At 59.5% G+C, this 24,104-nt stretch carries 18 protein-coding genes, 2 tRNA genes and 3 rRNA genes; 8 read left to right on the top strand and 15 right to left on the bottom strand.

Going from position 1 to position 24,104, the window contains the following annotated elements; genetic code table 11:
• The first annotated feature begins 10 nt into the window (after positions 1–10).
• Positions 11–742: a glutamine amidotransferase gene (locus ISN74_RS00615; protein ID WP_188796367.1), complete on the top strand. Its 732-nt coding sequence runs from the start codon at positions 11–13 to the stop codon at positions 740–742.
• Between the two features lie 20 nt (positions 743–762).
• On the opposite strand, the gene ISN74_RS00610 is transcribed toward ISN74_RS00615, so the two are convergent.
• The 8 genes from ISN74_RS00610 to tyrS form a co-directional block, all read right to left on the bottom strand.
• A complete protein-coding gene (locus ISN74_RS00610; protein WP_188796365.1) occupies positions 763–1,086 on the bottom strand; it encodes a DUF1820 family protein in 324 nt (107 codons plus the stop codon).
• 9 nt (positions 1,087–1,095) lie between these two features.
• A complete protein-coding gene (locus ISN74_RS00605; RefSeq protein ID WP_229678916.1) occupies positions 1,096–1,779 on the bottom strand; it encodes a rhomboid family intramembrane serine protease in 684 nt (227 codons plus the stop codon).
• A gap of 407 nt (positions 1,780–2,186) precedes the next feature.
• Positions 2,187–2,299 (bottom strand): 5S ribosomal RNA (gene rrf / locus ISN74_RS00600).
• A gap of 119 nt (positions 2,300–2,418) precedes the next feature.
• A 23S ribosomal RNA gene (locus ISN74_RS00595) occupies positions 2,419–5,297 on the bottom strand.
• 219 nt (positions 5,298–5,516) lie between these two features.
• Positions 5,517–5,592: transfer RNA gene (locus ISN74_RS00590), tRNA-Ala, on the bottom strand.
• A 26-nt stretch (positions 5,593–5,618) separates the two neighbouring features.
• Positions 5,619–5,695, bottom strand: a tRNA-Ile gene (locus tag ISN74_RS00585).
• Between the two features lie 111 nt (positions 5,696–5,806).
• Positions 5,807–7,353 (bottom strand): 16S ribosomal RNA (locus ISN74_RS00580).
• The 16S, 23S and 5S rRNA genes sit together here with 2 tRNA genes alongside, the layout of an rRNA operon.
• Before the next feature lie 456 nt (positions 7,354–7,809).
• Complete coding sequence (tyrS, locus tag ISN74_RS00575; RefSeq protein WP_188796363.1) at positions 7,810–9,021, bottom strand: tyrosine--tRNA ligase; 1,212 nt, start codon at positions 9,019–9,021, stop codon at positions 7,810–7,812.
• Between the two features lie 210 nt (positions 9,022–9,231).
• Between tyrS and ISN74_RS00570 the strand changes: the two genes are divergently transcribed.
• Together ISN74_RS00570 and ISN74_RS00565 are read left to right on the top strand one after the other, a co-directional pair.
• Complete coding sequence (locus ISN74_RS00570; protein WP_188796361.1) at positions 9,232–10,683, top strand: OapA family protein; 1,452 nt, start codon at positions 9,232–9,234, stop codon at positions 10,681–10,683.
• An 8-nt stretch (positions 10,684–10,691) separates the two neighbouring features.
• On the top strand, positions 10,692–11,819 hold the full coding sequence (locus tag ISN74_RS00565; RefSeq protein ID WP_188796359.1) for an anhydro-N-acetylmuramic acid kinase: 1,128 nt from the start codon (positions 10,692–10,694) through the stop codon (positions 11,817–11,819).
• Here ISN74_RS00565 and ISN74_RS00560 read toward each other — a convergent pair whose 3' ends face one another.
• From ISN74_RS00560 to ISN74_RS00550, 3 genes are all read right to left on the bottom strand, one after another.
• A complete protein-coding gene (locus ISN74_RS00560) occupies positions 11,820–12,125 on the bottom strand; it encodes a hypothetical protein (RefSeq protein WP_188796356.1) in 306 nt (101 codons plus the stop codon).
• A gap of 135 nt (positions 12,126–12,260) precedes the next feature.
• Positions 12,261–13,562, bottom strand: coding sequence for an AmpG family muropeptide MFS transporter (locus ISN74_RS00555; RefSeq protein ID WP_229678914.1), 1,302 nt, complete (start codon positions 13,560–13,562; stop codon positions 12,261–12,263).
• Positions 13,552–14,322 carry an exodeoxyribonuclease III gene (locus tag ISN74_RS00550; protein WP_188796354.1) on the bottom strand — a complete coding sequence of 257 codons (771 nt, stop codon included), beginning with the start codon at positions 14,320–14,322 and terminating at the stop codon, positions 13,552–13,554. Before ISN74_RS00550 ends, ISN74_RS00555 begins: the two co-directional genes overlap by 11 nt.
• Positions 14,323–14,517: 195 nt before the next feature.
• On the opposite strand from ISN74_RS00550, the gene pyrE reads away from it, so the two are divergent.
• Together pyrE and ISN74_RS00540 are read left to right on the top strand one after the other, a co-directional pair.
• The gene (gene pyrE / locus ISN74_RS00545; RefSeq protein ID WP_188796352.1) at positions 14,518–15,165 is read left to right on the top strand and encodes an orotate phosphoribosyltransferase; all 648 of its coding nucleotides are present in this window, start codon (positions 14,518–14,520) and stop codon (positions 15,163–15,165) included.
• A gap of 93 nt (positions 15,166–15,258) precedes the next feature.
• Positions 15,259–15,909 carry a DUF4124 domain-containing protein gene (locus ISN74_RS00540; protein WP_188796350.1) on the top strand — a complete coding sequence of 217 codons (651 nt, stop codon included), beginning with the start codon at positions 15,259–15,261 and terminating at the stop codon, positions 15,907–15,909.
• Between the two features lie 54 nt (positions 15,910–15,963).
• Here the strand turns inward: ISN74_RS00540 and ISN74_RS00535 are convergent, their stop codons facing one another.
• From ISN74_RS00535 to coaBC, 3 genes are read right to left on the bottom strand one after another with little or no spacing between them, the layout of a single operon-like run.
• Entirely contained in the window at positions 15,964–18,294 is a 2,331-nt protein-coding gene (locus ISN74_RS00535) for a phosphomannomutase/phosphoglucomutase (protein ID WP_188796348.1), read from the bottom strand.
• Positions 18,295–18,313: 19 nt separating this feature from the next.
• Positions 18,314–18,769 carry a dUTP diphosphatase gene (gene dut / locus ISN74_RS00530; protein WP_188796346.1) on the bottom strand — a complete coding sequence of 152 codons (456 nt, stop codon included), beginning with the start codon at positions 18,767–18,769 and terminating at the stop codon, positions 18,314–18,316.
• Positions 18,766–19,971 carry a bifunctional phosphopantothenoylcysteine decarboxylase/phosphopantothenate--cysteine ligase CoaBC gene (gene coaBC, locus ISN74_RS00525; protein ID WP_188796344.1) on the bottom strand — a complete coding sequence of 402 codons (1,206 nt, stop codon included), beginning with the start codon at positions 19,969–19,971 and terminating at the stop codon, positions 18,766–18,768. The genes dut and coaBC overlap by 4 nt, the downstream gene beginning before the upstream one ends.
• 100 nt (positions 19,972–20,071) lie before the next feature.
• Here coaBC and radC point away from each other — a divergent pair, with 100 nt between their 5' ends.
• The 3 genes from radC (at position 20,072) to ISN74_RS00510 (ending at position 23,660) form a co-directional block, all read left to right on the top strand.
• Positions 20,072–20,743 (top strand): RadC family protein, encoded by a 672-nt coding sequence (gene radC / locus ISN74_RS00520; RefSeq protein WP_188796342.1) that lies wholly within the window; start codon positions 20,072–20,074, stop codon positions 20,741–20,743.
• Between the two features lie 509 nt (positions 20,744–21,252).
• Entirely contained in the window at positions 21,253–22,941 is a 1,689-nt protein-coding gene (gene argS / locus ISN74_RS00515; RefSeq protein WP_188799424.1) for an arginine--tRNA ligase, read from the top strand.
• A complete protein-coding gene (locus tag ISN74_RS00510; RefSeq protein WP_188796340.1) occupies positions 22,941–23,660 on the top strand; it encodes an SPOR domain-containing protein in 720 nt (239 codons plus the stop codon). The genes argS and ISN74_RS00510 overlap by 1 nt, the downstream gene beginning before the upstream one ends.
• 62 nt (positions 23,661–23,722) lie before the next feature.
• Here ISN74_RS00510 and ISN74_RS00505 read toward each other — a convergent pair whose 3' ends face one another.
• Positions 23,723–24,037, bottom strand: a complete 315-nt coding sequence (locus ISN74_RS00505) for a hypothetical protein (RefSeq protein ID WP_188796338.1) — start codon at positions 24,035–24,037, stop codon at positions 23,723–23,725.
• Positions 24,038–24,104 lie beyond the last annotated feature (67 nt).

The raw sequence follows: 24,104 nt of genomic DNA, 5'->3' as shown, positions 1-24,104 counted from the left end.
CAACCGTTCTATGAAGCCCTTTCTGATCATTCGTACCGGACAAGCCCCCGACAACATCCGCGCCCGTCACGGTGACTTTCCTGATTGGTTCCGGCTCGCGGCTCGCTTGGAGCCGCATCAAGTGCAGGTGATCGATGTTGCCGCCGGCGAACATCTGCCGCCTCCGGCTGACGTAGCAGGCGCGTTGATCACTGGCTCAGCCGCCATGGTGACCGAGCGAGCCTCGTGGAGCGAAAACACCGCGGGCTGGATCCGCAACGCGATGGACATCGACTTGCCCTTGATCGGCGTGTGCTATGGCCATCAGCTTATGTCCCACGCATTGGGAGGTCGTGTCGACTATCTACCCGGCGGACGCGAGATTGGAACCGTGCCGATCGAGTTGCTGCCTGAAGCTGCGCAGGATTCGCTGACCGGACACATGCAAGAGACGACATTCCGTGCGCATGCGACGCATGAGCAAAGCGTTCTGGAAATTCCCAAGGGCGCGCACATATTGGCACGGTCCGAGCGCGACCCGCATCATTTGCTCCGTTATGGGCGCAACGCGGTCAGCACGCAGTTCCACCCGGAATTCAATGCCGACATCATGCGTGCGTATATCCGCCGCAAGCATCACGACATGCGCCGTGAGGGCTTCGATCCGCAGCATACATTCCGACAGGTCGCCGCCACGCCTTTGGCGCGCCGTCTGTTAAAGACGTTTTCGCGGCATCATGGATTCAGCCGCAGTGCGCGCTAAGACGCGTGTAACACCCCTACTCAGCGCGGACGTGGCGGCATCGGAAACGGCGTGACCTTCTGACCATCCGCCGCGTCGCGGATCACCAATGCGCCTTTGCGTTCGACTTCCTCAATGCGCACGATGGACTGCATCGGCAAATGCAGCACCCGCGTATCCTTGAATTCTTCGCGTAAGCGTTCCTCGGTGGGATCCACCAACAAACCTTCGCCAGCAGGCTCAAACTGCAGGTCGCCAACTTCCGTGAATCCCCATAGGCCGCTCGATGCAACATGCTGCGCGTAAAGCTCGTAGCACTTGCCTAGATGGAGGAAGGTGACTTTGTAGAGTTTCTTATTACGCATAGCCTTATTTTACCGGCGCATGCGACGCATGATCGCGCCGCGTGACATCAAGGCAAACACCACCCCGAACAGGAAGCCCGCCAAGTGAGTCCACCACGCGTAGCCGCCGTAGCCGGGGCCGACGTAGCTGAAGAGCAGCTGGAGCAGGGCCCAAATACCGATCAACAGAAAGGCCGGCACGCGCACAAATTCCAGAAAGAAGCCCAGCGGCAGAACCAATCCCAACCGTGCACGCGGGAATAGTGAAACGTAAGCACCGAGCACGGCGGACACAGCGCCACTGCACCCGATAATCGGCCTAGCCTCCCCTGCCAGTGAAACGGCTCCGGCAAAATTGGCCACCACGCCGCCCAGTAGAAACAGCACCAGAAAGCGGACCGATCCCAGAGCCCGCTCCGCGGGTATGCCGAAAATCATCAAGAACAGCAGGTTGCTTAGCAGATGCAGCCAAGCGACGTGAATGAACAGTGCTGTGAAGAGACGCAGCAAGGCTGGATCGCGCAATTGCTGCCAAATCGGCTGATGCGTATCGAAAATGTTGGCCGGAACAGTTCCCCATTCCAGCAGAAACGTATTGCGCTGCGGTGCATCCATCAGCGCGAGAACCACAAAAGTAATGACGCAAACGGTAATCAGCAGCCCTGCTGCCCAGTGCAAACGCGGTTGACGCCTGGTTTCAACATTGACGAACACGGCTCTTCTCCTCGGCAAATGCGTCGATTGAGCTGATTCGGTGGCGCATCATAGGCGATAAGCGAGCCTTCGTTCCGTTCTTTCGGCCTCACTTTCCAGCTGTTTCGTGTGAAGCATCGTATCGCAATTGAAGTGCTCAGGCCGACGGCTGTGTAAGTGCGATAGCTGATGCATTACGCGATGGCGAGCAGGCGCTGGCATGACCGATGACTGCGGCGTGCTTCGCCATCCCGTCGTCCCGGCGCAGGCCGGGACCTAGCGACTTAAAGGATAGCGTCGAAGGCACAGGGTCCCGGCCTGCGCCGGGACGATGGGATGCGGTGTTGTCGAGGTGTTGCAGGTGCGGATGCGCGGCGACGCCCAAAGCAAAACGCCTTCCCGGGTGGGAAGGCGTTTTAGGATAAAGCCCCTGGCGGTGACCTACTCTTGCATGGAAATCCACACTACCATCGGCGCAGCTGCGTTTCACTTCCGAGTTCGGGATGGGATCGGGTGGGGCCACAGCGCTATAGCCGCCAGGGAAAGGGTTGAAGCAGCGCTGGCAGCGCCGGCTTCAAGAGGGGTAAACGAGTGACAAGCGTCTGGTGAAATGTCTCGAGATGGTTCGTTGGACAATGCCACGAAGCGTCTTGGGGTTATATGGTCAAGCCGCACGGCTCATTAGTATGCGTTAGCTCAATGCATTGCTGCACGTCCACACCGCACCTATCAACCACCTAGTCTAGATGGGGCCTTTAGGAGAATTAAATTCTCGGGAGATCTCATCTTGGGGCGTGCTTCCCGCTTAGATGCTTTCAGCGGTTATCACTTCCGTTCATAGCTACCGGGCAATGCCATTGGCATGACAACCCGAACACCAGCGGAACGTCCACTCCGGTCCTCTCGTACTAGGAGCAGCCCCCCTCAAATCTCCAACGCCCACGACAGATAGGGACCGAACTGTCTCACGACGTTCTGAACCCAGCTCGCGTACCACTTTAAATGGCGAACAGCCATACCCTTGGGACCGACTACAGCCCCAGGATGTGATGAGCCGACATCGAGGTGCCAAACACCGCCGTCGATATGAACTCTTGGGCGGTATCAGCCTGTTATCCCCGGAGTACCTTTTATCCGTTGAGCGATGGCCCTTCCATACAGAACCACCGGATCACTAAGACCTACTTTCGTACCTGCTTGATCCGTCGATCTCGCAGTCAAGCACGCTTATGCCTTTGCACACAGTGCGCGATGTCCGACCGCGCTGAGCGTACCTTCGTGCTCCTCCGTTACGCTTTGGGAGGAGACCGCCCCAGTCAAACTACCCACCATACACGGTCCCCGATCCGGATTACGGACCTAGGTTAGAACGTCAAGCACTTCAGGGTGGTATTTCAAGGTTGGCTCCACCGAAACTAGCGTCTCGGTTTCATAGCCTCCCACCTATCCTACACAGAAGAACTCAACGTTCAGTGTAAAGCTATAGTAAAGGTTCACGGGGTCTTTCCGTCTTGCCGCGGGAACGCTGCATCTTCACAGCGATTTCAATTTCACTGAGTCTCGGGTGGAGACAGCGCCGCTGTCGTTACGCCATTCGTGCAGGTCGGAACTTACCCGACAAGGAATTTCGCTACCTTAGGACCGTTATAGTTACGGCCGCCGTTTACTGGGGCTTCGATCAAGAGCTTCGCCTTGCGGCTGACCCCATCAATTAACCTTCCAGCACCGGGCAGGCGTCACACCCTATACGTCCACTTTCGTGTTTGCAGAGTGCTGTGTTTTTGATAAACAGTCGCAGCGGCCAGGTTACTGCGACCCGCTAGTGCTCAGTCACGCATGTGACCACACCGGCGGGCGCACCTTCTCCCGAAGTTACGGTGCCATTTTGCCTAGTTCCTTCACCCGAGTTCTCTCAAGCGCCTTGGGATTCTCACCCTGCCTACCAGTGTCGGTTTACGGTACGGTTTGCTGTAGCTGAAGCTTAGTGGCTTTTCCTGGAAGCGTGGTCTCAGTCACTTCGCCCAATAAGGGCTCGTCTCAGTGCTCGGCGTATGTGATCCCGGATTTGCCTAAGATCACCGCCTACCTCCTTTCCCCGGGACAACCAACGCCCGGTAGACCTAACCTTCTCCGTCCCCACATCGCACTACAGTCAAGTGCTGGAATATTAACCAGCTTCCCATCGACTACGCATTTCTGCCTCGCCTTAGGGGCCGACTCACCCTGCGCCGATGAACGTTGCGCGAGGAAACCTTGGGCTTTCGGCGTGCGGGCTTTTCACCCGCATTATCGTTACTCATGTCAGCATTCGCACTTCTGATACCTCCAGCAGGCTTCTCAACCCACCTTCACAGGCGTACAGAACGCTCCTCTACCGCGCACACAAAGTGTGCACCCCGAGCTTCGGTGTATAGCTTAGCCCCGTTAAATCTTCCGCGCAGACCGACTCGACCAGTGAGCTATTACGCTTTCTTTAAAGGGTGGCTGCTTCTAAGCCAACCTCCTGGCTGTCTATGCCTTTCCACATCGTTTTCCACTTAGCTATAACTTGGGGACCTTAGCTGCGGGTCTGGGTTGTTTCCCTTTTCACGACGGACGTTAGCACCCGCCGTGTGTCTCCCGGATAGTCTGTCCTGGTATTCGGAGTTTGCCATGGTTTGCTAAGTCGCGATGACCCGCTAGCCATAACAGTGCTCTACCCCCAGGAAGATTCGTCCGAGGCGCTACCTAAATAGCTTTCGAGGAGAACCAGCTATCTCCACGTTTGTTTAGCCTTTCACTCCTATCCTCAGCTCATCCCCATCTATTGCAACAGATGTGGGTTCGGTCCTCCAGTGCGTGTTACCGCACCTTCAACCTGGCCAAGGATAGATCACGTGGTTTCGGGTCTACTGCCAGAGACTATGCGCCCTATTCAGACTCGGTTTCCCTTCGCCTCCCCTAGACGGTTAAGCTTGCCACTGACAGTAAGTCGCTGACCCATTATACAAAAGGTACGCAGTCACCCTTGCGGGCTTCCACTGCTTGTACGTATACGGTTTCAGGGTCTATTTCACTCCCCTCTCCGGGGTTCTTTTCGCCTTTCCCTCACGGTACTAGTTCGCTATCGGTCAGTCAGGAGTATTTAGCCTTGGAGGATGGTCCCCCCATGTTCAGACAAGGTTTCTCGTGCCTCGCCTTACTCAATTTCATGCCATGTGCATTTTCGCCTACGGGGCTATCACCCGCTACGGCCGGCCTTTCCAGACCATTCGGCTAACACATACAGCACTTTTGGGCTGCTCCCCGTTCGCTCGTCGCTACTCAGGGAATCTCGGTTGATTTCTTTTCCTCCGGGTACTTAGATATTTCAGTTCCCCGGGTTCGCTTCGCTACGCTATGTATTCACGTAGCGATACTCCTTACGGAGTGGGTTTCCCCATTCGGACATTGCCGGATCAAAGCTTGTTGCCAGCTCCCCGACACTTTTCGCAGGCTGCCACGTCCTTCATCGCCTCTGACTGCCAAGGCATCCACCGTATACGCTTAGTCGCTTGACCATATAACCCCAAGTCGCCTCAGGGCTATTCCCGTTCCTCCTCAGGAACCTTGGGATTTCGCCAAACAACGCATTCGTCGTTGCCTCAACGACACATCTCGGTTTGGTTTCAAACCAAGACGCTTGTCACTCGTTTACATTTTCAAAGAACACGATACTGGCCTCAGCGCCAGCTCGTTTCTAATCTCTTTGTGTGCGCTACACATCCGCTTGGTCATACTGGTGGAGCCAGTCGGGATCGAACCGACGACCCCCTGCTTGCAAAGCAGGTGCTCTCCCAGCTGAGCTATGGCCCCGTAAGTCCGGGTCGGCTTCCCAATAGTGGTGGGTCTAGGTGGACTCGAACCACCGGCCTCACCCTTATCAGGGGTGCGCTCTAACCACCTGAGCTACAGACCCATAAAGCTATTAAAACGCCCTCCTTGCGGAGGTCGCTTTTTCACGCCGTAAGCGTGCGGATGTGCAGGTGTCTTGTGTGGACGTCTTGCGGAGGAGGATCTGTCGTTCTCGAAAGGAGGTGATCCAGCCGCACCTTCCGATACGGCTACCTTGTTACGACTTCACCCCAGTCATGAACCACTCCGTGGTCGTCGCCCTCCTTGCGGTTAGGCTAACGGCTTCTGGAGCAACTCACTCCCATGGTGTGACGGGCGGTGTGTACAAGGCCCGGGAACGTATTCACCGCAGCATAGCTGATCTGCGATTACTAGCGATTCCGACTTCACGAAGTCGAGTTGCAGACTTCGATCCGGACTGGGATCGGCTTTCTGGGATTGGCTCCACCTCGCGGTATTGCAACCCTCTGTACCGACCATTGTAGTACGTGTGTAGCCCTGGCCGTAAGGGCCATGATGACTTGACGTCATCCCCACCTTCCTCCGGTTTGTCACCGGCAGTCTCCTTAGAGTTCCCACCATTACGTGCTGGCAACTAAGGACAAGGGTTGCGCTCGTTGCGGGACTTAACCCAACATCTCACGACACGAGCTGACGACAGCCATGCAGCACCTGTGTTCTGGTTCCCGAAGGCACTTCCGCATCTCTGCAGAATTCCAGACATGTCAAGGCCAGGTAAGGTTCTTCGCGTTGCATCGAATTAAACCACATACTCCACCGCTTGTGCGGGCCCCCGTCAATTCCTTTGAGTTTCAGTCTTGCGACCGTACTCCCCAGGCGGCGAACTTAACGCGTTAGCTTCGACACTGATCTCCGAGTTGAGACCAACATCCAGTTCGCATCGTTTAGGGCGTGGACTACCAGGGTATCTAATCCTGTTTGCTCCCCACGCTTTCGTGCCTCAGCGTCAGTGTTGATCCAGATGGCCGCCTTCGCCACTGATGTTCCTCCCGATCTCTACGCATTTCACCGCTACACCGGGAATTCCACCATCCTCTATCACACTCTAGCGATCCAGTATCCACTGCCATTCCCAGGTTGAGCCCGGGGATTTCACAGCAGACTTAAATCACCGCCTACGCACGCTTTACGCCCAGTAATTCCGATTAACGCTTGCACCCTTCGTATTACCGCGGCTGCTGGCACGAAGTTAGCCGGTGCTTATTCCTCAGGTACCGTCAGCCCCATAGGGTATTAGCCCGTGGTATTTCGCTCCTGATAAAAGTGCTTTACAACCCGAAGGCCTTCTTCACACACGCGGCATTGCTGGATCAGGCTTGCGCCCATTGTCCAATATTCCCCACTGCTGCCTCCCGTAGGAGTCTGGGCCGTGTCTCAGTCCCAGTGTGGCTGATCATCCTCTCAGACCAGCTACTGATCGTCGCCTTGGTGAGCCATTACCTCACCAACTAGCTAATCAGACATCGGTTCATCCAACCGCGCGAGGTCATTGCTGATCCCCCGCTTTCTCCCGTAGGACGTATGCGGTATTAGCGTAAGTTTCCCTACGTTATCCCCCACGTCTGGGCAAATCCCGATGTATTCCTCACCCGTCCGCCACTCGCCACCCATCGTATTGCTACGACTGTGCTGCCGTTCGACTTGCATGTGTTAGGCATGCCGCCAGCGTTCAATCTGAGCCAGGATCAAACTCTTCACTTAAGTTTTCGATGACCGAAGTCATCTATCTTTCTGAAGCGTTTACCCTAACCTTAAAACGTCAAGCTTTTGAATTGACTCTTAGGTTAGACGCTTGCATTTATTGGACAGGTTTCCCTTCCAACGCAAGACGCCCACACAAGTCACCTGCGCACACTGTCAAAGATCAATCACTTACGACCCTTTCTTTAGGTCGTCCCGTGAACGTTTCGTTCCGGGTGAGCCGCCCATTCTACATCGTCCCTTCAGTCCGTCAACACCTTCAGCGAAATAATTTTGCTTGTTGGTGTTGCCGTCGAAGCGCGTTGCCAGCGGCGGGGAGGCGAATCTTAGGCACGCCCCCATCCTTTGGCAAGCAATTTTTTAATTTTTTTTCGCGATTCGCGTAAGACGTTGTTCTAACGCGAAACTTATTTTCGAACGAACACATCGCGACGACGTTGCGTCGTCGCGAACGACTTATGCCTGCGTCAGCAACACGCGCGCGAAGTTGCGCTTGCCGATCTGCAGCACGCCTTCGAAGCCTGGCGTGAACACACGCTGCGCATCGTCGACCACTTCAGCATCAATGCGCACGGCACGTTCTTTGAGTTTTCGATTCGCTTCGGCGTTGCTTGGCGTCAGGCCAGCCGCCGTCAATAGCGCAGGCAAACGCAGACCCTCGACAGGCACGGCAATTTCCGTGAGTGGCAACAGACTGGTGTCACCCTCGCCGCGCACGACCGCATGCCAGCCGGCAATCGCTTTCTCGGCTTCGTCAGCGTTGTGGAACCGCGTGGCCAGTTCGCGCGCCAGCTTCAGCTTGGCGTCGCGCGGATTGAGTGCGCCGCTCGCCACCTCCTGCTTCATGCGGACGATGTCGTCTAGTGAGGTCTCGAAACTGAGCAGTTCAAACCAGCGCCACATGAGATCGTCGCCAATCTTCAGCGTCTTGGTGACGATGTCGATGGCCGGCTCGTTGATGCCAATGTAGTTGCCCAGCGACTTGGACATCTTGTTGACACCATCCAGCCCCTCGAGCAGAGGCATGGTCAGCACGATCTGCGGAGGCTGCCCGTGATGTTCCTGCAGGGCGCGCCCCATCAACAGGTTGAACTTCTGGTCGGTGCCACCGAGCTCAACGTCGCACTTGAGCGCCACCGAGTCGTAGCCCTGCACCAGCGGATAGAGGAACTCATGAATGGCGATGGGTTGCTGCGCGGCGTAGCGCTTGGCGAAATCGTCGCGCTCGAGCATGCGCGCCACGGTGTGCTGGGCGGCGAGCCGGATCATGTCGGCCGCAGTCATCTGGCCGAACCATTCGGAATTGAAGCGCAGCTCGGTTTTTTCCCGGTCCAATACCTTGTAGACCTGCTCGGCGTAGGTCTCTGCGTTGGCCAACACATCCTCGCGAGTCAATGGCTTACGCGTGACGTTCTTGCCGGTGGGGTCGCCGATCATCCCCGTGAAATCGCCGATCAGGAAGATCACCGTGTGCCCCAGGTCCTGGAACTGGCGCATTTTATTGAGCAGTACGGTGTGCCCCAGGTGCAGATCCGGCGCGGTCGGGTCGAAACCCGCCTTGATGCGCAGGGGGCGGCCTAGCTTGAGCCGTGCGGCCAGTTCTTCCTGCTTGATGATCTCGTCAGCGCCGCGCGCAATGGTAGCCAGCGCCTGCTCAAGCTCGCTCATGTCGTCCTCGTGGAATGGTTGTCTAGGCAGCCAATAAAGTGATGGCCGCCCTCTTGGGCGTTAATTGTGCGTTAACCGGAAAGATCACGCAAACCCTTGATGGAAAAGGCGTTGACGCGATTTGCACAAGGTCGTTATGGTACGCGGCAATTGATACTTTGTACCGCAGGGGTGTGGTCGGAATGATTAAGAAGAATAAGGTCTCATGTGATGACCACCGGTAAGCAAGACGCGCGCATCGCACGCAAACAGGCCATCCGCCGCAAGGCACAGCATCGCCACTCTCACTTCTATCAGCACTGCGCCCACTGGTCGTTCAACCGACAGACCGGAGGCGAGCAGCCGCCTATTCATTGGCATCGCGAACGCTGGATGTTGGCGGCGACGGCGTTGTTGATCACGGTGCTTTCCGGCCTTCTGATTCCGGCCTGGGCGACAGCGATGAAGCCGCTCGCCACCCCGCCGGTTGAGCACACCTTGCTGCCACTTGCCCTGCCGAAGATCGAAGCCCCTACGTTCAAGGCACCGACGGTCGAAGACTGGCGCGTCGTGCAGGTCCATCCCGGACAGACTCTTTCCGATATTTTCCAGAGCCAAGGGCTGAGCCTTACCGATCTTCAACACGTGGTCGACAACGCCGGCGATGCGAAGGCCGCGCTCCATCACATCCAGCCGGGCGAGGAATTCGATTTCCTGATCGGCCGCCAAGGAAACCTGGAAGGCATTCGTTTCGATAAGGATGAATCCACCCGCGCCATCATTCGTCTCGACGGCGCCACACCAGACGTCACGACCGTTGCACGCACCGTGGATACGCGCGAACAGATCGCCCATGGCGTGATCGATGATTCGCTGTTTGCCGCCGCCAACAAGGCTGGCCTGAGCAATGCGATGGTGATCAAGCTGGCCGATCTCTTCAAATACGACGTCGACTTCGTGCAGGATTTGCGCGTGGGCGACAGCTTTACTGTTATTTATGACACGGTCTATCGCGACGGCAACTATCTGCGCGAAGGCGATATCGTCGCCGCGGAATTCGTCAATCAAGGCCACCGCTATACCGCTTATCGCTTCAAGCGCGCCGACGGCAGCATCGGCTGGTTCAGCGAAGACGGCCGCCCGCTGCAAAAATCCTTCCTGCGCATTCCGGTGGATTTCACCCGCATTTCCTCGCCTTTCAGCGCTGCGCGCATGCATCCGATCCTGGGTCTGATGCGCGCGCATAAGGGCGTGGACTACGCTGCGCCGACCGGCACGCCGATCCATGCGGCCGGTGATGGCGTGATCAAGTTCCGCGGTTGGATGAACGGCTACGGCAACTTCGTCATCATCCAGCACGATTCGCACATCAGCACGGCCTACGGGCATATGTCGCGCTTCGCCACTGAGCGTATCGGCCAGCACGTGCGCCAGGGTGACATCATCGGCTATGTCGGCATGACCGGTCTCGCCACCGGCCCGCACCTGCACTATGAATTCCGTGTCGATGGCGTGCAGCGCAATCCGCAAACCGTCACCCTGCCCAAGCCCGAGCCGCTGCCCGGACCGCAGATGGCGCAGTTCCAGGCCGGCGTGGTGAAACCTCAGTTGGCGCGCCTGATGGAAATCGACAACAACTACAAACTCGCGCGTGCCCAATCCACCACGCGCAGCGACGATTGAGCCGGCGTATGGAGGACGCGTCGGGGCTCTACATCGGGCTGATCTCCGGCACCAGCGCTGACGGCATCGATGCCGCGCTGGTGCGTTTCGAGCAGGATCGTCCGCAGTTAGTGCATGCGCTTACGCATCCGTGGCCCGATGCGTTGCGTGCACAAATCCTAAGTGTCGCCCAGGACGAGATCCGGCTCGATCTCGACGCTTACGGCCGGCTCGATGTGGCGATCGGCCAGATATTTGCTGAGGCTGTCGGGCAGCTACTCGCACGAAGCGATACACCTGCCGCAAACGTGCGCGCGATCGGCTCACACGGCCAGACGATTCGTCACCGCCCTAGCGGCGAACATCCCTTTACCTTGCAAATTGGCGACGCCAGCGTGATCGCCGAGCGTTGTGGCATTGATGTGGTTGCCGATTTTCGCCGCGCCGACGTAGCCGCCGCCGGCCAAGGCGCGCCGCTGCTGCCTGCCGTGCATACCATGCTGCTCGCCCATCCCGATCACACGCGTGTCGTGCTCAACCTTGGTGGCATCGCCAATATCACGGTACTTGCCGCCAACGGCCACGTCTCCGGCTTCGACACCGGCCCGGCCAACGGACTGATGGACGCCTGGTGTCTGCGTCACCGCGGCGAAGCGTTTGATCGTGACGGCGCGTTCGCTGCAAGCGGCCGTATCGATGAAGCCTTGCTCACACGCCTGCTGAGCGATCCGTACTTCGCCTTGCCACCACCCAAAAGCACCGGACGCGAGCATTTCCACCTTGGCTGGCTGGATGCGCAGCTCGATGGCTTCTCGCTATCGCCCGCTGATGTTCAGGCGACGCTGCTGGAACTCACGGCGCGAAGCGTGGCGGAATCGATCCATCGACATGCTCGCGATGCAACGGACGTATTGCTCTGTGGTGGCGGCGTACACAACGGCGCACTGGTGCAGCGTTTGCGCGAACAGCTGCAGCCGCGTGCGTTAAACAGTACTGCGGTGTACGGTGTCGATCCCGATTATCTGGAAGCTACCGCCTTCGCCTGGCTGGCAAGACAACGGCTGCTCGGGTTGCCGGGCAATCTGCCGGCGGTGACAGGCGCACGCGGTCCACGCGTACTGGGTGCCGTCTATCCGGCACCGCGCGCGTCCCATTGATCACTCAAGCAGTTCGCTGACCGGGCGATTCAGTGGAGCCAATTGCTCCGACCGCGCGACCGTGAGCGCCTGCATCGCTTCCTGGAAAGCCGCTCGTTCGCCGGCATCCCAATGTCCGACCGCGTCCGACAGATCCCGCGATTCGCGCAGGTTCTCGGCGAGCAAGTTGTTGCTTTCCGAGACGCCCAACCCATGCCGCAATGCCTGCAGCACTACGTCGTTGATCGACCACTGGCGTTCTTTGGCCAGCACTTTGATGCGCTCTGCCATCAGTCGATCGATGTGACGGATCATGATATCCGGCATATGGCTCCACTCCGTGCCACGTAGCCCCTGTGTGCCGATCCTCGCCAACCGCGTGGACGCCCGCAATGGGCATCGCAGCGATTCGTGGGCCAGTTCGCACTCGGGGTGTGAACGTGTTTGCGAGCCAGTTTTCGTTCAGCCGGAAAGCGCGAGATCTTCCTTGCTGAAGCGCCTCCACAGGCAGGCGAAGAGCAGCATCGCCGGTATTACCGAGAACACGGTGATGATGAAATACCCACCGTAGCCCATCAGGGTCACGATGCTGCCGGCGAAGAACCCAAGTACCTTGCCGGACAAGTTCACCAGTGAACTCAGCAATGCATACTGTGTTGCTGTGTGCTGGCGATTCACCAGCATGGAAAGAAACGCGACGGTCGGCGGCCCGAGCATGGCTTCGAAGAAGTTCTGCCCGGAAATGGCCAAGGTCAGCATGGCCAGATGACCTGGATGAGCGACCAGTAACAGATAAAGCAAATTACTGATCGCGCCGAGCACAATGCATCCGCCGAGAGATCGCCAAGCCCCCCAGCGCGCTACCGCCGCGCCGCCGGCGAATGCACCAACGATGCCGATCCAGATGCCGTAAATCTTGGTGACTGCGCCGATTTCGGTATTGGAAAAGCCCATGTCGCGATAAAACGGACCCATCACACCACCGATGATCGCCTGCTCCGGAATCTTGAACAGCAGGATGAAGAGCAAGGTCAACAGGGCGATGGCCCAACCGTAGCGCCGGAAGAAATCAGCGAACGGATCAATCACGCTCTCACGCATGGCTTCCCGCCATGACGACGGCGAAAGACGAAGCACCGCGGGCTCGCGCATCTTTAAGGTAGTAATCACTGGAATCACCATCCCCGTCGCCATCAACACGTAGATCTGTGCCCAACCAATATGGTCAGCCAAGATCAAGGCGAGCGCGCCGGAAACCAGCAGACCGAGCCGGTAACCGAGCGAATAAGTCGCAACAAGGGCACCCTGCGCCGAGGGCGGCGCGATTTCGATGCGGTATGCATCAATAGCGATATCCTGTGTGGCTCCCATGAAGGCGACGAGCAGCGTCACCGCCACGAACATCGGCAATTGATGCGGTGTCAGCGCAGCCATCGCCAACAAGCCGGCTATCACGCCGAGCTGAGCAAGCAGCAACCATCCACGACGCTGTCCCAGGCGAGTAAGCAGCGGCAGCCGCCAGTGGTCCAGCAACGGCGCCCATACGAACTTGAACGCGTAAGTCATGCCGGCGCTGGCGATCATCGTGATGTCCTTCAGTACGATGTCGTTTTGTTTCAGCCAGAACGACAACGTGTAAGACACCAACAGAAACGGCAGTCCGGAGGAAAACCCGAGCAGGCACATGGTCCATGCGGCAGGCTGCGAGAACGCTTGCCAGATAGATGACTTGTGCGAGGCCGGCGATCCGGACTCAGTCGGCATAATCGACCGTGTACGGCGCGTGGTCGGAGAAACGTTCGTCGCGATAGATCGAGCAGTGTTTGAGGCGATCGCGCAGCGACGGCGTCACCACCTGGTAATCGATGCGCCAACCCACGTTGTTCTCGCGGGCACGTCCGCGATTGGACCACCAGGTGTATTCCACCGCTTCGGGCTTCAGTGCGCGAAAGCTGTCCACCCAGCCCTTTTTCTTGAACAGCAGGTCCAACCAAGCACGTTCTTCCGGCAAGCAGCCGGAATTTTTCTGGTTCGAAGTCCAGTTCTTGATGTCGTCCTTGGTATGAACAATGTTCCAATCGCCGCAGATAACGTAGTCGCGCTTGCTCTTGAGCCACTTGTCGAAGATCGGCGTGATCCACTCCATCGCCTTGAACTTGAATTGCTGCCGCTCGTCACCCGACGAACCCGAGGGCACGTACAACGACACCACGCTCAGATTGCCGAAGCGCGCCTCGATGTAACGACCCTCGTTATCAAATTCGTCCCAGCCAAGTTCGGTCAGCACCTTGTCCGGTTCGCGCTTGGCGTAAATCGCCACGCCGCTGTAGCCCTTCTTGCTGGTGGCGTCGCGATAGAAGCAGTGGTGCCCGTCGGGACGGAACATCGGATCAGTGAGCTGATCCTCCTGCGCCTTGGTCTCCTGCAGGCAAACCACATCCGCCTTCTGCTTGTGCAGCCAGTCGAAGACTCCTTTGTTCGCGGCGGAGCGGATGCCGTTGGCGTTCAGGCTTATAATGCGCATGGGCGTTCCTTGTGTCTCTGGCCATGATAGCAATCACGCGCGGGTGACATGGATAGGCGCTTTTTTCATGCCCGCCCTGGCCTCACCGTGATTGGCCAGCTTCGTTGTTGTAAAGCGCGCTGCATCCGTTATTCCCGAGCTGCCGTCGAACAAAACTTGTAACATGGCCACTTTATCTGCTCGCAAGAAACCGCCATGCATGACTACCAGCGCGAATTCATCGAACTGACCCTGCAGCGCGATGTGCTGCGTTTTGGCGAATTCACACTCAAATCCGGCCGCCTGAGTCCCTATTTCTTCAACATGGGCAGGATCGACTCCGGCGCTGCACTGGCCCGCCTGGGTCGCGCCTATGCCGCTGCCGTGGTGAACTCCGGGCTGGAAGTGGACATGCTGTTCGGCCCTGCCTACAAGGGCATCGCGCTCGCGGCCGCCACGGCTATGGCATTGGCCGACGAACATGGCCGCGACCTGCCTTGGGCATACAACCGCAAGGAAGCGAAGGATCACGGCGAAGGTGGTGTGCTGGTCGGCGCCCCGATCAAGGGTCGCGTTCTGATCGTTGACGACGTGATGACCGCTGGCACCGCCGTGCGTGAATCGCTGGCACTGATCCGCGCCCAGGGCGCCACGCCCGCCGGCGTGCTGATTGCACTGGACCGGCAGGAGCGTGGCCAGGGTGAGCTTTCGGCCGCGCAGGAAGTGCGGCGCGACTACGGCATTCCGGTCGTGGCCATCACGGGCTTCAACGATGTACTGACCTATGCGGGCGAGCGGGCAGACCTCGCCGCGGACTACCAGCGGATGCTCGCCTACCGCGAACGCTACGGCGTGCGCGACTAAATCGACGTCGTTGCAGTGAATTCAGTCACGCTGGCGCATACCTGCCGTTCAGCCGTCAAACCTCCCGGCTATACTGCGTTGAGGAGGGGGATCATGCGTCGACTTGTGCTCATTGTGTCCATTGCCTTGTCACTCGGTCTGGCCGGTACGGCCGAGGCCCAGAGCCATAGTGCCAGCGTCCATTATCGCTGGGTCGACGCCAGCGGCCTGGCGCACTACAGTGACAGCCTCACCGACGATGCGGTGAAGTTCGGCTACGACATCATCAACAACGACGGCATGACCGTGCAGCACGTGGGGCGGCAGCTATCGCCCGCCGAACGCGCCGCAGCCGATAAGCAAGCCGCGGAACAAGCCGCCCAGCAGCAGGCGATCGACAGGCAAAAGCGCAACGACCTGCAATTGCTGAACACCTATCCCGACGAAGATTCGTTGAAGGCTCAACAGCAGCAAGTGCTGGAAACCCTCGATGAACAGATGAATACCACGCGGGCGAATCTGCACAGCCAGGATGCCGCCCTTACCGATTTGCTCAATCGCGCCGCCGACGACGAACGCGCCAAGCAACCCGTGCCGAAGTTCCTGAACGACCAGATTGCCACACAGCGTAACGTGGTTGCCAACGAGCGCGCCCTGCTACAGCGCCAGCAGGCAGGCCGCGAAGCCACGGTGCAGCAGCAGGCACGGGATCTGCAGCACTATCGCGAACTGAGAGCGGACGAGAAGGCGGATCGGGGTTATTGATAACCAGCGGGTACGCGCGGCTCAAAGGCCGCGCGGGTATATGCACAACAAGTACTAGAACGGCAGTTTCAAATTCGGATCCACCGCCAGCAACTGCTGACGGAACGTGCCCTTGATGCGGTTGAGCGCTTCTTCGTTATCCGCATCGAACCGCAGCACCAGGATCGGTGTGGTGTTTGAGGGACGCACCAGGCCCCAGCCATCCGGCCAGTCAGCGCGTACGCCATCGATGGTGATCAGGGTTGCGTCGCCGAAATTGGCTTTTTCGCGGAATTTCTCGATGAAGCGATAGTGCTCGCCTTCGGCCATCTCAACCTTGAGCTCGGGCGTGGAAACGCCTTTCGGGCAAGTCGCGAAAATCTGTTCCGGCGTGCGGCCTTCGTGATCGCCGGCCAGAATTTCCAACAGGCGCGCGCCGGCGTAGATGCCGTCGTCGAAGCCGTACCAGCGTTCTTTGAAGAAGAAATGGCCGCTCATCTCGCCAGCCAGTTCGGCACCGGTTTCGCGCATCTTGGCCTTGATCAGCGAATGCCCGGTGCGCCACATCAATGGGCTACCGCCCGCGTCGAGAATCTGGCCTCTGAGATGGCCGGTGCATTTCACGTCATAGATGATCGTGGCACCGGGCTGGCGTGACAGCACGTCGCGCGCAAACAACATCAGCGTGCGATCCGGGAAGATGATTTCCCCATTACGTGTAACGACGCCCAGGCGATCGCCATCACCGTCGAACGCAAGACCCAGGTCCGCGCCGGTCTGTTTGACCGAAAGAATCAGATCTTCAAGATTGTGTGGATCGGAAGGATCGGGATGGTGATTCGGGAAATTGCCATCCACGTCGCAATACAACGGAATCACTTCGCAGCCGATGCCTTCCAGTACCTGCGGCGCGACGGCCCCTGGAATGCCATTGCCACAATCGACCACCAGCTTGAGCGATCGCTCGGTCTGGACATCCGAGGTGATGCGCTCGATGTAATCCGGCACCACGTCCACATGACGCAAGCTGCCCTTGCCATCACTATCGAGTGCGCCCTTGGTGATGCGCTGGTAGAGATCCTGGATCGCGCCCTCCGAAAGCGTCTCGCCACCCACCACGATCTTGAAACCGTTGTAGTCGGGCGGATTGTGACTGCCGGTGACCGCGACCCCGCAGCCGGTATTGAAGCGATAAGCGGCGTAGTACACCACGGGCGTGGGCACCGCACCCACGTCGATCACGTCGACACCCGCTGCGCGCAAACCATCGGACAGGGCGCCAGCCAGTTCGGGACCGGACAGACGGCCATCACGCCCGACCACCATTTCGTGCAGGCCTTTCTCGCGCATCAGCATGCCGATCGACTGGCCAAGCAGCTTGGCAACTTCGGCCGTGAGGCTCTTGCCGACCACGCCGCGGATGTCATACGCACGGAAAATCGCCGGATCCACTGACACGGGGGCGGGCACCGGCGCGGGCTTGGCAACAGGACGCACCACCGGCTTCACGGGCTGGGGAGCGGGCTGGATGTCCTCCATAGCCGGCGGCTCTTCCTCAACTGAAACAACACCTCGCCTGGAGGCTTGTGCAAACAACCAGAACAGCCCCGCGCCACCGCCCAGGCCGAGCAAGGTCAGCAATACGGCCAACAGCACCGATTGCGGCAACAAAATGTAGGCCCCGGGCAGCACCGCCACGATATTGAAGTTGCTGCCGGGAACAGGCTTGCCAACCGGTTCTGCATCAATGGCCGCTGTGCTGCCGCGAGCCATCATTTGCAGGTTCTCACCGTGATCGGCGCTTTGGTACAACTGCAGCCGGCCACTGTCGACCGGAATGTCATTGAAACGCTGGCCGATCGGCGCGAATGGCAGTTCGACCCAAATCCACGCCAGCGGCTTCTGCGCAGAGCCAAGTGGCTCCACCAGGGTCAGGCGGCGATCATTGACGCCTTTGAGCTGCGCCTGCGCCGGAGGGTCGCCTTCCGCATCGGGTGCAGCCATCAATTGCGCTGCCTTCGCGTAACCGAAGGTGTGGTAGTTGGCGTGCAGCACCTCATCCAGACCGGCGCTGTACAACTCCACATTCAATGCCTGCGGCAAGCGCTGCTTCAGTGCCGCCAACACATCCGCCGGATTCGTCGCAAGGTTGCTGGTATCGACACCGGCTATGGCCGTGGTGACTTCGGCGCGCTGCTGCGCAATATCCGTCGCCATGGCTTGCACGGCCCGATCCTGCGCCGCATGGACTTGTTCGATCGCGCCACCCTGATCGGCAATCAGCAAGGTTTGCCAGGCGCAAAAAACGCCGAACGCCAACAGCAATGTGCCACCGGCCAGCAGCAGCAATCGCCCCCATTCAATGTGCATCCCTGACAAACGCGCTCGTGCGTCGTTTATCGCCATGCCCCAGCCCCCAAGTCGCTCAGTGTTTTCCGGTAGATCCGAATCCGCCCTCGCCCCTTTCCGATGGCACGAATTCGTCGACGATGCGCAAGCGTGCCTGCCCGACCGGCACCAGCAGCAACTGTGCAATGCGCTCACCCACCCCGATGGTGTAAGGCTGCATGCCGCGGTTCCAGCAGGAAATCATCAGCGGGCCCTGGTAATCCGCATCGATCACGCCGACGAGGTTGCCCATGACCAGCCCGTGCTTATGACCCAAGCCAGAACGCGGCACGATCAACGCGCACCAACCCGGATCGCCGATGTGGATCGCCATGCCGCTGGGCACCAGCGAACTCTCACCCGGCGCCAGGGTGAGCGGCGCGTCCAGCACGGCGCGCAGGTCCATGCCCGCACTGCCTATCGTCGCTGCTTGCGGCAGCGGAATGGTATCGCCCAGACGCGGATCCAGAATCTTCAGTTCAACATCGATCATCCCCGCACCGCCTTATAGCGGCTGGCGATGCGGTCGATCAGCTGGCGCGCGAGCACGGCCTTGTCGGCACGCGGCAGTTCGGCGGAGCCATCAGCCCAGTAGAGCGTGATGGCGTTGTCAGCGGTTTCAAAACCCAGGCCACCGCCAACCTGATTGGCGGCGATCATATCCAGCCCCTTGCGTTGCAGTTTGTCGCGCGCATAGCTCTCCACGTTCTGTGTTTCGGCAGCGAAACCTACCAGGAACGGATGACTTTGCTGCGCCGCAAGGCTGGCCAGAATGTCCGGGTTTTCGGCGAGCTGCAATGTCAGGTCCAGGCCATTCTGCTTTTTCAGTTTGTGCTCGGCTACGGCATTGGGACGGTAGTCGCCGACAGCGGCTGCGCCGATGTAGATATCAGCGCCAGCGACCACCTCGGTCACGGCGGCATGCATCTGTGCGGCACTGCGCACGTCGATGCGCTTTGCCACGCCCTGCGGTGTCGCCAGGCTGACCGGGCCGGCCACCAGCGTCACCTGCGCGCCCGCCTGCGCAGCAGCTTCGGCTACGGCAAAACCCATCTTGCCGGAGCTGCGGTTGCCGATGAAACGCACCGGATCGATATCTTCGTAGGTCGGCCCGGCACTCACCACGACCTTCAAGCCCGCCAACACACGATCACCGAAGGACGCGGCGATCGCATCGCGCAACTGATGCGGCTCCAGCATGCGGCCGGAACCCACTTCCCCACAGGCCTGGTCCCCGGCGGCAGGCCCGAGGATGTGCACGCCGCGCGCACGCAGGGTCGCCAGATTGGCCTGCGTTGCAGCATTCGCCCACATCTGCTGGTTCATGGCCGGCGCCAGATAAACCGGCGAGGCAGTGGCCAGGCATAGCGTGCTCAGCAAATCATTCGCAAAACCATGCGCGAGGCGCGCCATCAGGTCGGCGCTGGCGGGCGCGATCAGCACTCGTTCGGCCCAGCGTGCGAGTTCGATATGCCCCATCGCCGCCTCGGCAGATTCGTCCCACAGACTGATGCGCACCGCCTCGCCTGAGAGCGCCTGAAAGGTCGTGGGGGTGACGAAGCGAGTCGCATTTTCCGTCATGACCACGCGCACCTGCGCGCCAAGGTCGCGCAAGCGGCGAACCAGCTCGCAGGCTTTGTAGGCGGCGATGCCGCCCGACACTCCCAGCAATATGCGGCGTTGGGCAAGGATCATGGTGTAAGTGGCGTCTGACGTACGAATAGACAGCTAGCTTACCGGATTCATGTATGGCAACTGCTGTCTCGATCGCATCCGCAGCACCCATGCTGTGTGTATGAGTATTCGCAATTGGCCCGAAGGCGAGCGCCCCCGTGAAAAACTGCTGGCCCATGGCAGCACTGCGTTGTCGGATGCGGAGTTGCTGGCCGTCCTGTTGGGAAGTGGTGTGCGTGGCAAAGACGCGATCGCCTTGGGGCGGGAGCTGCTGACGCGGGCCGGCAGTCTTGGAGCCCTGCTGGGACGGCCCGATCAGGACATTCGCGCCAACGGGCTCGGTCCCGCCAAACGGGCGCGCATTGCTGCCGCGCTTGAATTGGCCCGACGCAGCCTTGCTGAGCAGTTGGCCGAGCGCCCGGCGTTGAGTAGTCCAAGCGAAAGCGGCGACTATTTGTCAGCCCGTCTGCGCCACCTGCCCTACGAGGTCTTTGCCTGCCTGTATCTGGATAACCGGCACCGTGTACTGGCCTTCGAAGAGCTTTTCCGCGGGACCATCGACGGCGCCAGCGTGCATCCACGCGAAGTCGTCCGCGCCTGCCTCCGTCACAATGCGGCAGCGGTGATCTTTGCTCACAATCATCCCAGCGGCTCGGCGGAACCCAGCGCCGCCGACCAGACGATTACCCGCGAACTGGGCCAGGCACTGCGGCTGGTGGGCGTGCGAGTGCTGGATCATTTGGTGATCGGCCAGGCTGAACCGGTTTCGATGGCTGCACGCGGCCTGCTCTAGGCGCCTGCCAACCCCCCTTCATTTTTTGTTCTGCCAAAAAAAACGGCGCGAACGGGGAGTTCGCGCCGGGAGCCGCATGAGGGGAGGGTATTAGGGATGCGGCAGTCCCGTATCGCTCCGACGGGGGAGACGTCGGTGATACCCAGGTATTGTCGCGATGCATCATGACTGAGGTATGACATGCAACGAGCGTGCCTCGATTTTTCGCTTGGCAAGACTTATGCACACAACGCCTTGGAGCCTACTTATCCGCATATTGCTGAACATCACATCAAGTGTGTCTTGTAATTTATTGTTTTAATTGAATTATTTCTATGACAGGCTGGTTTCCGCGGATTTTCTGTCGCGAGACGCCGACGCAGCCTTCACTTTCCCCACAGAGTTATCCACAGCCCGATCCACTGCACCGCAACAGGATGGCCGTTAAGCCCACCACGTCGGCGGAAAAAGGCGGCCAGCCACACGGGTCTGTTAGGATGCGCGGTTCCATCAAGATCAAACCCCCTCCTGTGAAAGAAGCGCTGCGCGAACTGGTCCTCCAAGCCATCCGGACCCTTCAGGGCGACGGCACCCTGTCGGCCGATATCGAATTGCCGAACTTCGTGATCGAACGCACGCGTAGCCGAGAGCACGGTGATTTCGCGGCCAATGTCGCCATGCTGCTGGCCAAGCCAGCCCGCGCCAAGCCGCGCGACTTGGCGGAAAAACTGGTTGCTGCGCTGCCGACCAACGAGCTGATCGGCAAGGTGGACATCGCCGGGCCGGGCTTCATCAACTTCTTTCTGGCTGCCGGCGCGTATCACGCCGAAGTGAAGCGGATTCTCGACCAGGGCGAAGCTTACGGTCGCAACCAACAGGGCGCCGGCAAGACGGTAGGCGTGGAGTTCGTCTCCGCCAACCCAACCGGTCCGCTGCATGTGGGCCATGGTCGCAACGCCGTGATCGGCGATTGCCTCAGCCGCCTGCTCAAGGCCACCGGCTGGAACACCAAGCGCGAGTTCTATTACAACGATGCCGGCGTGCAGATCCAGAATCTGGCCATCTCGGTGCAAGCGCGTGCCCGCGGTATTGCACCGGGCGACGCCGGCTGGCCGGAAGAAGGCTATCGCGGTGACTACATCGCCGATGTGGCGAATGCCTATCTCGCCGGCGAATCCGTGACCGCCGACGGCCACACCGTCACCGGCGCCAAGAATCCGGATGACCTCGAAGCTATCCGCCGTTTCGCCGTCGCTGCGCTGCGCCACGAACAGGATCTGGACCTGAAAGCGTTCGGCGTCGATTTCGACGTCTACTTCCTGGAATCCTCGCTCTACACCGACGGCAAGGTGGAAGAAGCCGTGCGCGAAATCGTCGCCCACGGCCATACCTACGAGGAAGGCGGCGCGCTGTGGCTGCGCAGTACCGATTTCGGTGACGACAAGGACCGCGTGATGCGCAAGTCCGACGGCACCTACACCTATTTTGTGCCGGACGTGGCCTATCACCTGAGCAAATGGCAGCGCGGCTACGAGCACGCCGTCACCGTGCTCGGCTCCGACCATCACGGCACCCTGGCCCGCGTGAAAGCCGGCCTTCAGGCGCTGGACCTGGGGATTCCCAAGGATTGGCCGCACTACGTGCTGTACCAGATGATCACCGTGATGCGCGGCGGCGAAGAGGTGAAAATCTCCAAGCGCGCCGGCAGCTATCTCACTCTGCGCGACCTGATCGACGAAGCCGGCCGCGACGCCACGCGCTACTTCCTGATCGCACGCCGCTCCGATTCACAGTTGGTGTTCGACATCGACCTGGCTCGCTCGCAAAGCAACGACAACCCGGTCTACTACATCCAATACGCGCACGCCCGCGTGTGCAGCGTGCAGCGCCAGGCCGGCGAAAAGGGCTATGCCATCGATCTGCCCAATGGCCTGGCTCATCTGGCACGCCTGGACAGCGAACACGAGCAGATCCTGCTGACGGAGCTGTCCAAGTATCCTGAATTGGTCGAAAACGCTGCGGCCAGCCTGGAGCCGCATCTGGTCGCCACATGGTTGCGAGAACTGGCGAACGCGTTCCATACCTACTACAACTCTTACCAGTTCCTGGTGGAGGACAAGGATCTGCGTGACGCGCGCCTGGCATTGGTGATCGCCTCGCGGCAGGTCCTGAAAAACGGTTTGGATTTGCTGGGCCTCAGCGCCCCGGAGAGCATGTAATGGCAACACGCAAGGGCAAGGGCCGTCAGGCCGTGCGCAACAACAGCGGCGGGTTTCCGGCCTGGGCCGGCATCCTCGTCGGCATTCTGATCGGCGCCCTGGTCGTGGTGGTGTTGATGCGTCACTCACTGGTACCGATGGCGCCGAAGGGCCCGCAGCCCAATCCCGAAGCCACGGCACAGCCGGGCAGCGACGAAGGCCTCGCCCCCGCTGCTGGCACTACCGCGCCGAAGAAGCCGCAGTACGACTTCTATTCCGTGCTGTCAGAGAAGGAAGTGCGCATTCCGGATTCGGAAATCAGTGCGCAGGCCAAGGCCGAGCAACAGCAGCAACTCGCTGCACAGCAGAAGCAACAAGCGCAGCCGGCTGCACCCACGCAGCAAGTGTTGCCTGCCAACGCACCAGCGGCCGTCACGCAGAACATTACTGCTGCACCGGCCTCCGCTGTTGCTCCGCCACCGCCGGCAGCGGGTGCCGCAGCGCCCACCGGTTATCTGTTGCAAGTAGGCGCTTTCCCGAGCGCGGCCGATGCGGAAACCTTGAAAGCCAAGCTTGCGCTGCAAGGCTTCGTGGCCAATGTGCAATCCGTCAACGTGGGTGGACAGACCTATCACCGCGTGCGCCTGGGACCGTTCCATTCCGCCACCGATCTGGAATCGGCCAAGCAGCGCCTGTCTGCAGCGGGTATTCCCGCTATAGCCCTGAAGGCCGGCGGCTAAGTCACCGCATTTCCCGCACGACACGACAAGGGCGCCTATGGCGCCCTTGTCTGTTTTGCGTTTCAGTTGCCCGATTTGCCGAGCTTGGATCGGATCAAGCCCACAATGATCATCAGGATGGCGCCACCCACGCCGCCACCTGCGACATTGCTCAGAATCGATGACGGATCCATGCTTGCGCTGGCTGCACCAGCCGCCGCCGCACCGTTTCCTGCGCCCAGCACGGCACTCAAAATGTGTCCGCCGATGGCGCCACCAAGAATCCCCGCGATGGAATTGCCCAATGTGCCGAGGCTATAGCTCTTAATCGCCGCGCCGGCGACATTGCCACCGATGGCACCGGAAACGAGCTGGATGATCAGGCTGACGATATTCATGAATACCCTCCTCACTACATGAGTAGTACCGGGCTTCGTCTCCTGGCTGTATCAGCTGCCAAGCCAG

The sequence above is a fragment of the Dyella caseinilytica genome, from assembly GCF_016865235.1.
In the GTDB taxonomy this organism is placed as follows: Bacteria; Pseudomonadota; Gammaproteobacteria; order Xanthomonadales; family Rhodanobacteraceae; genus Dyella_B; species Dyella_B caseinilytica.
The sequence above is the reverse complement of the archived record's forward strand: the minus strand, read 5'-3'. Positions and strand labels throughout refer to the sequence as shown.

What these genes read in the sequence shown, in the direction of transcription:
- ISN74_RS00615 (WP_188796367.1), top strand. Translation starts at nt 11, where the DNA reads ATGAAGCCCTTTCTGATCATTCGTACCGGACAAGCCCCCGACAACATC.
- ISN74_RS00610 (WP_188796365.1), bottom strand. Translation starts at nt 1,086, where the DNA reads ATGCGTAATAAGAAACTCTACAAAGTCACCTTCCTCCATCTAGGCAAG.
- tyrS (WP_188796363.1), bottom strand. Translation starts at nt 9,021, where the DNA reads ATGAGCGAGCTTGAGCAGGCGCTGGCTACCATTGCGCGCGGCGCTGAC.
- ISN74_RS00570 (WP_188796361.1), top strand. Translation starts at nt 9,232, where the DNA reads ATGACCACCGGTAAGCAAGACGCGCGCATCGCACGCAAACAGGCCATC.
- ISN74_RS00565 (WP_188796359.1), top strand. Translation starts at nt 10,692, where the DNA reads ATGGAGGACGCGTCGGGGCTCTACATCGGGCTGATCTCCGGCACCAGC.
- ISN74_RS00560 (WP_188796356.1), bottom strand. Translation starts at nt 12,125, where the DNA reads ATGCCGGATATCATGATCCGTCACATCGATCGACTGATGGCAGAGCGC.
- ISN74_RS00555 (WP_229678914.1), bottom strand. Translation starts at nt 13,562, where the DNA reads ATGCCGACTGAGTCCGGATCGCCGGCCTCGCACAAGTCATCTATCTGG.
- ISN74_RS00550 (WP_188796354.1), bottom strand. Translation starts at nt 14,322, where the DNA reads ATGCGCATTATAAGCCTGAACGCCAACGGCATCCGCTCCGCCGCGAAC.
- pyrE (WP_188796352.1), top strand. Translation starts at nt 14,518, where the DNA reads ATGCATGACTACCAGCGCGAATTCATCGAACTGACCCTGCAGCGCGAT.
- ISN74_RS00540 (WP_188796350.1), top strand. Translation starts at nt 15,259, where the DNA reads ATGCGTCGACTTGTGCTCATTGTGTCCATTGCCTTGTCACTCGGTCTG.
- ISN74_RS00535 (WP_188796348.1), bottom strand. Translation starts at nt 18,294, where the DNA reads ATGGCGATAAACGACGCACGAGCGCGTTTGTCAGGGATGCACATTGAA.
- dut (WP_188796346.1), bottom strand. Translation starts at nt 18,769, where the DNA reads ATGATCGATGTTGAACTGAAGATTCTGGATCCGCGTCTGGGCGATACC.
- coaBC (WP_188796344.1), bottom strand. Translation starts at nt 19,971, where the DNA reads ATGATCCTTGCCCAACGCCGCATATTGCTGGGAGTGTCGGGCGGCATC.
- radC (WP_188796342.1), top strand. Translation starts at nt 20,072, where the DNA reads ATGAGTATTCGCAATTGGCCCGAAGGCGAGCGCCCCCGTGAAAAACTG.
- ISN74_RS00510 (WP_188796340.1), top strand. Translation starts at nt 22,941, where the DNA reads ATGGCAACACGCAAGGGCAAGGGCCGTCAGGCCGTGCGCAACAACAGC.
- ISN74_RS00505 (WP_188796338.1), bottom strand. Translation starts at nt 24,037, where the DNA reads ATGAATATCGTCAGCCTGATCATCCAGCTCGTTTCCGGTGCCATCGGT.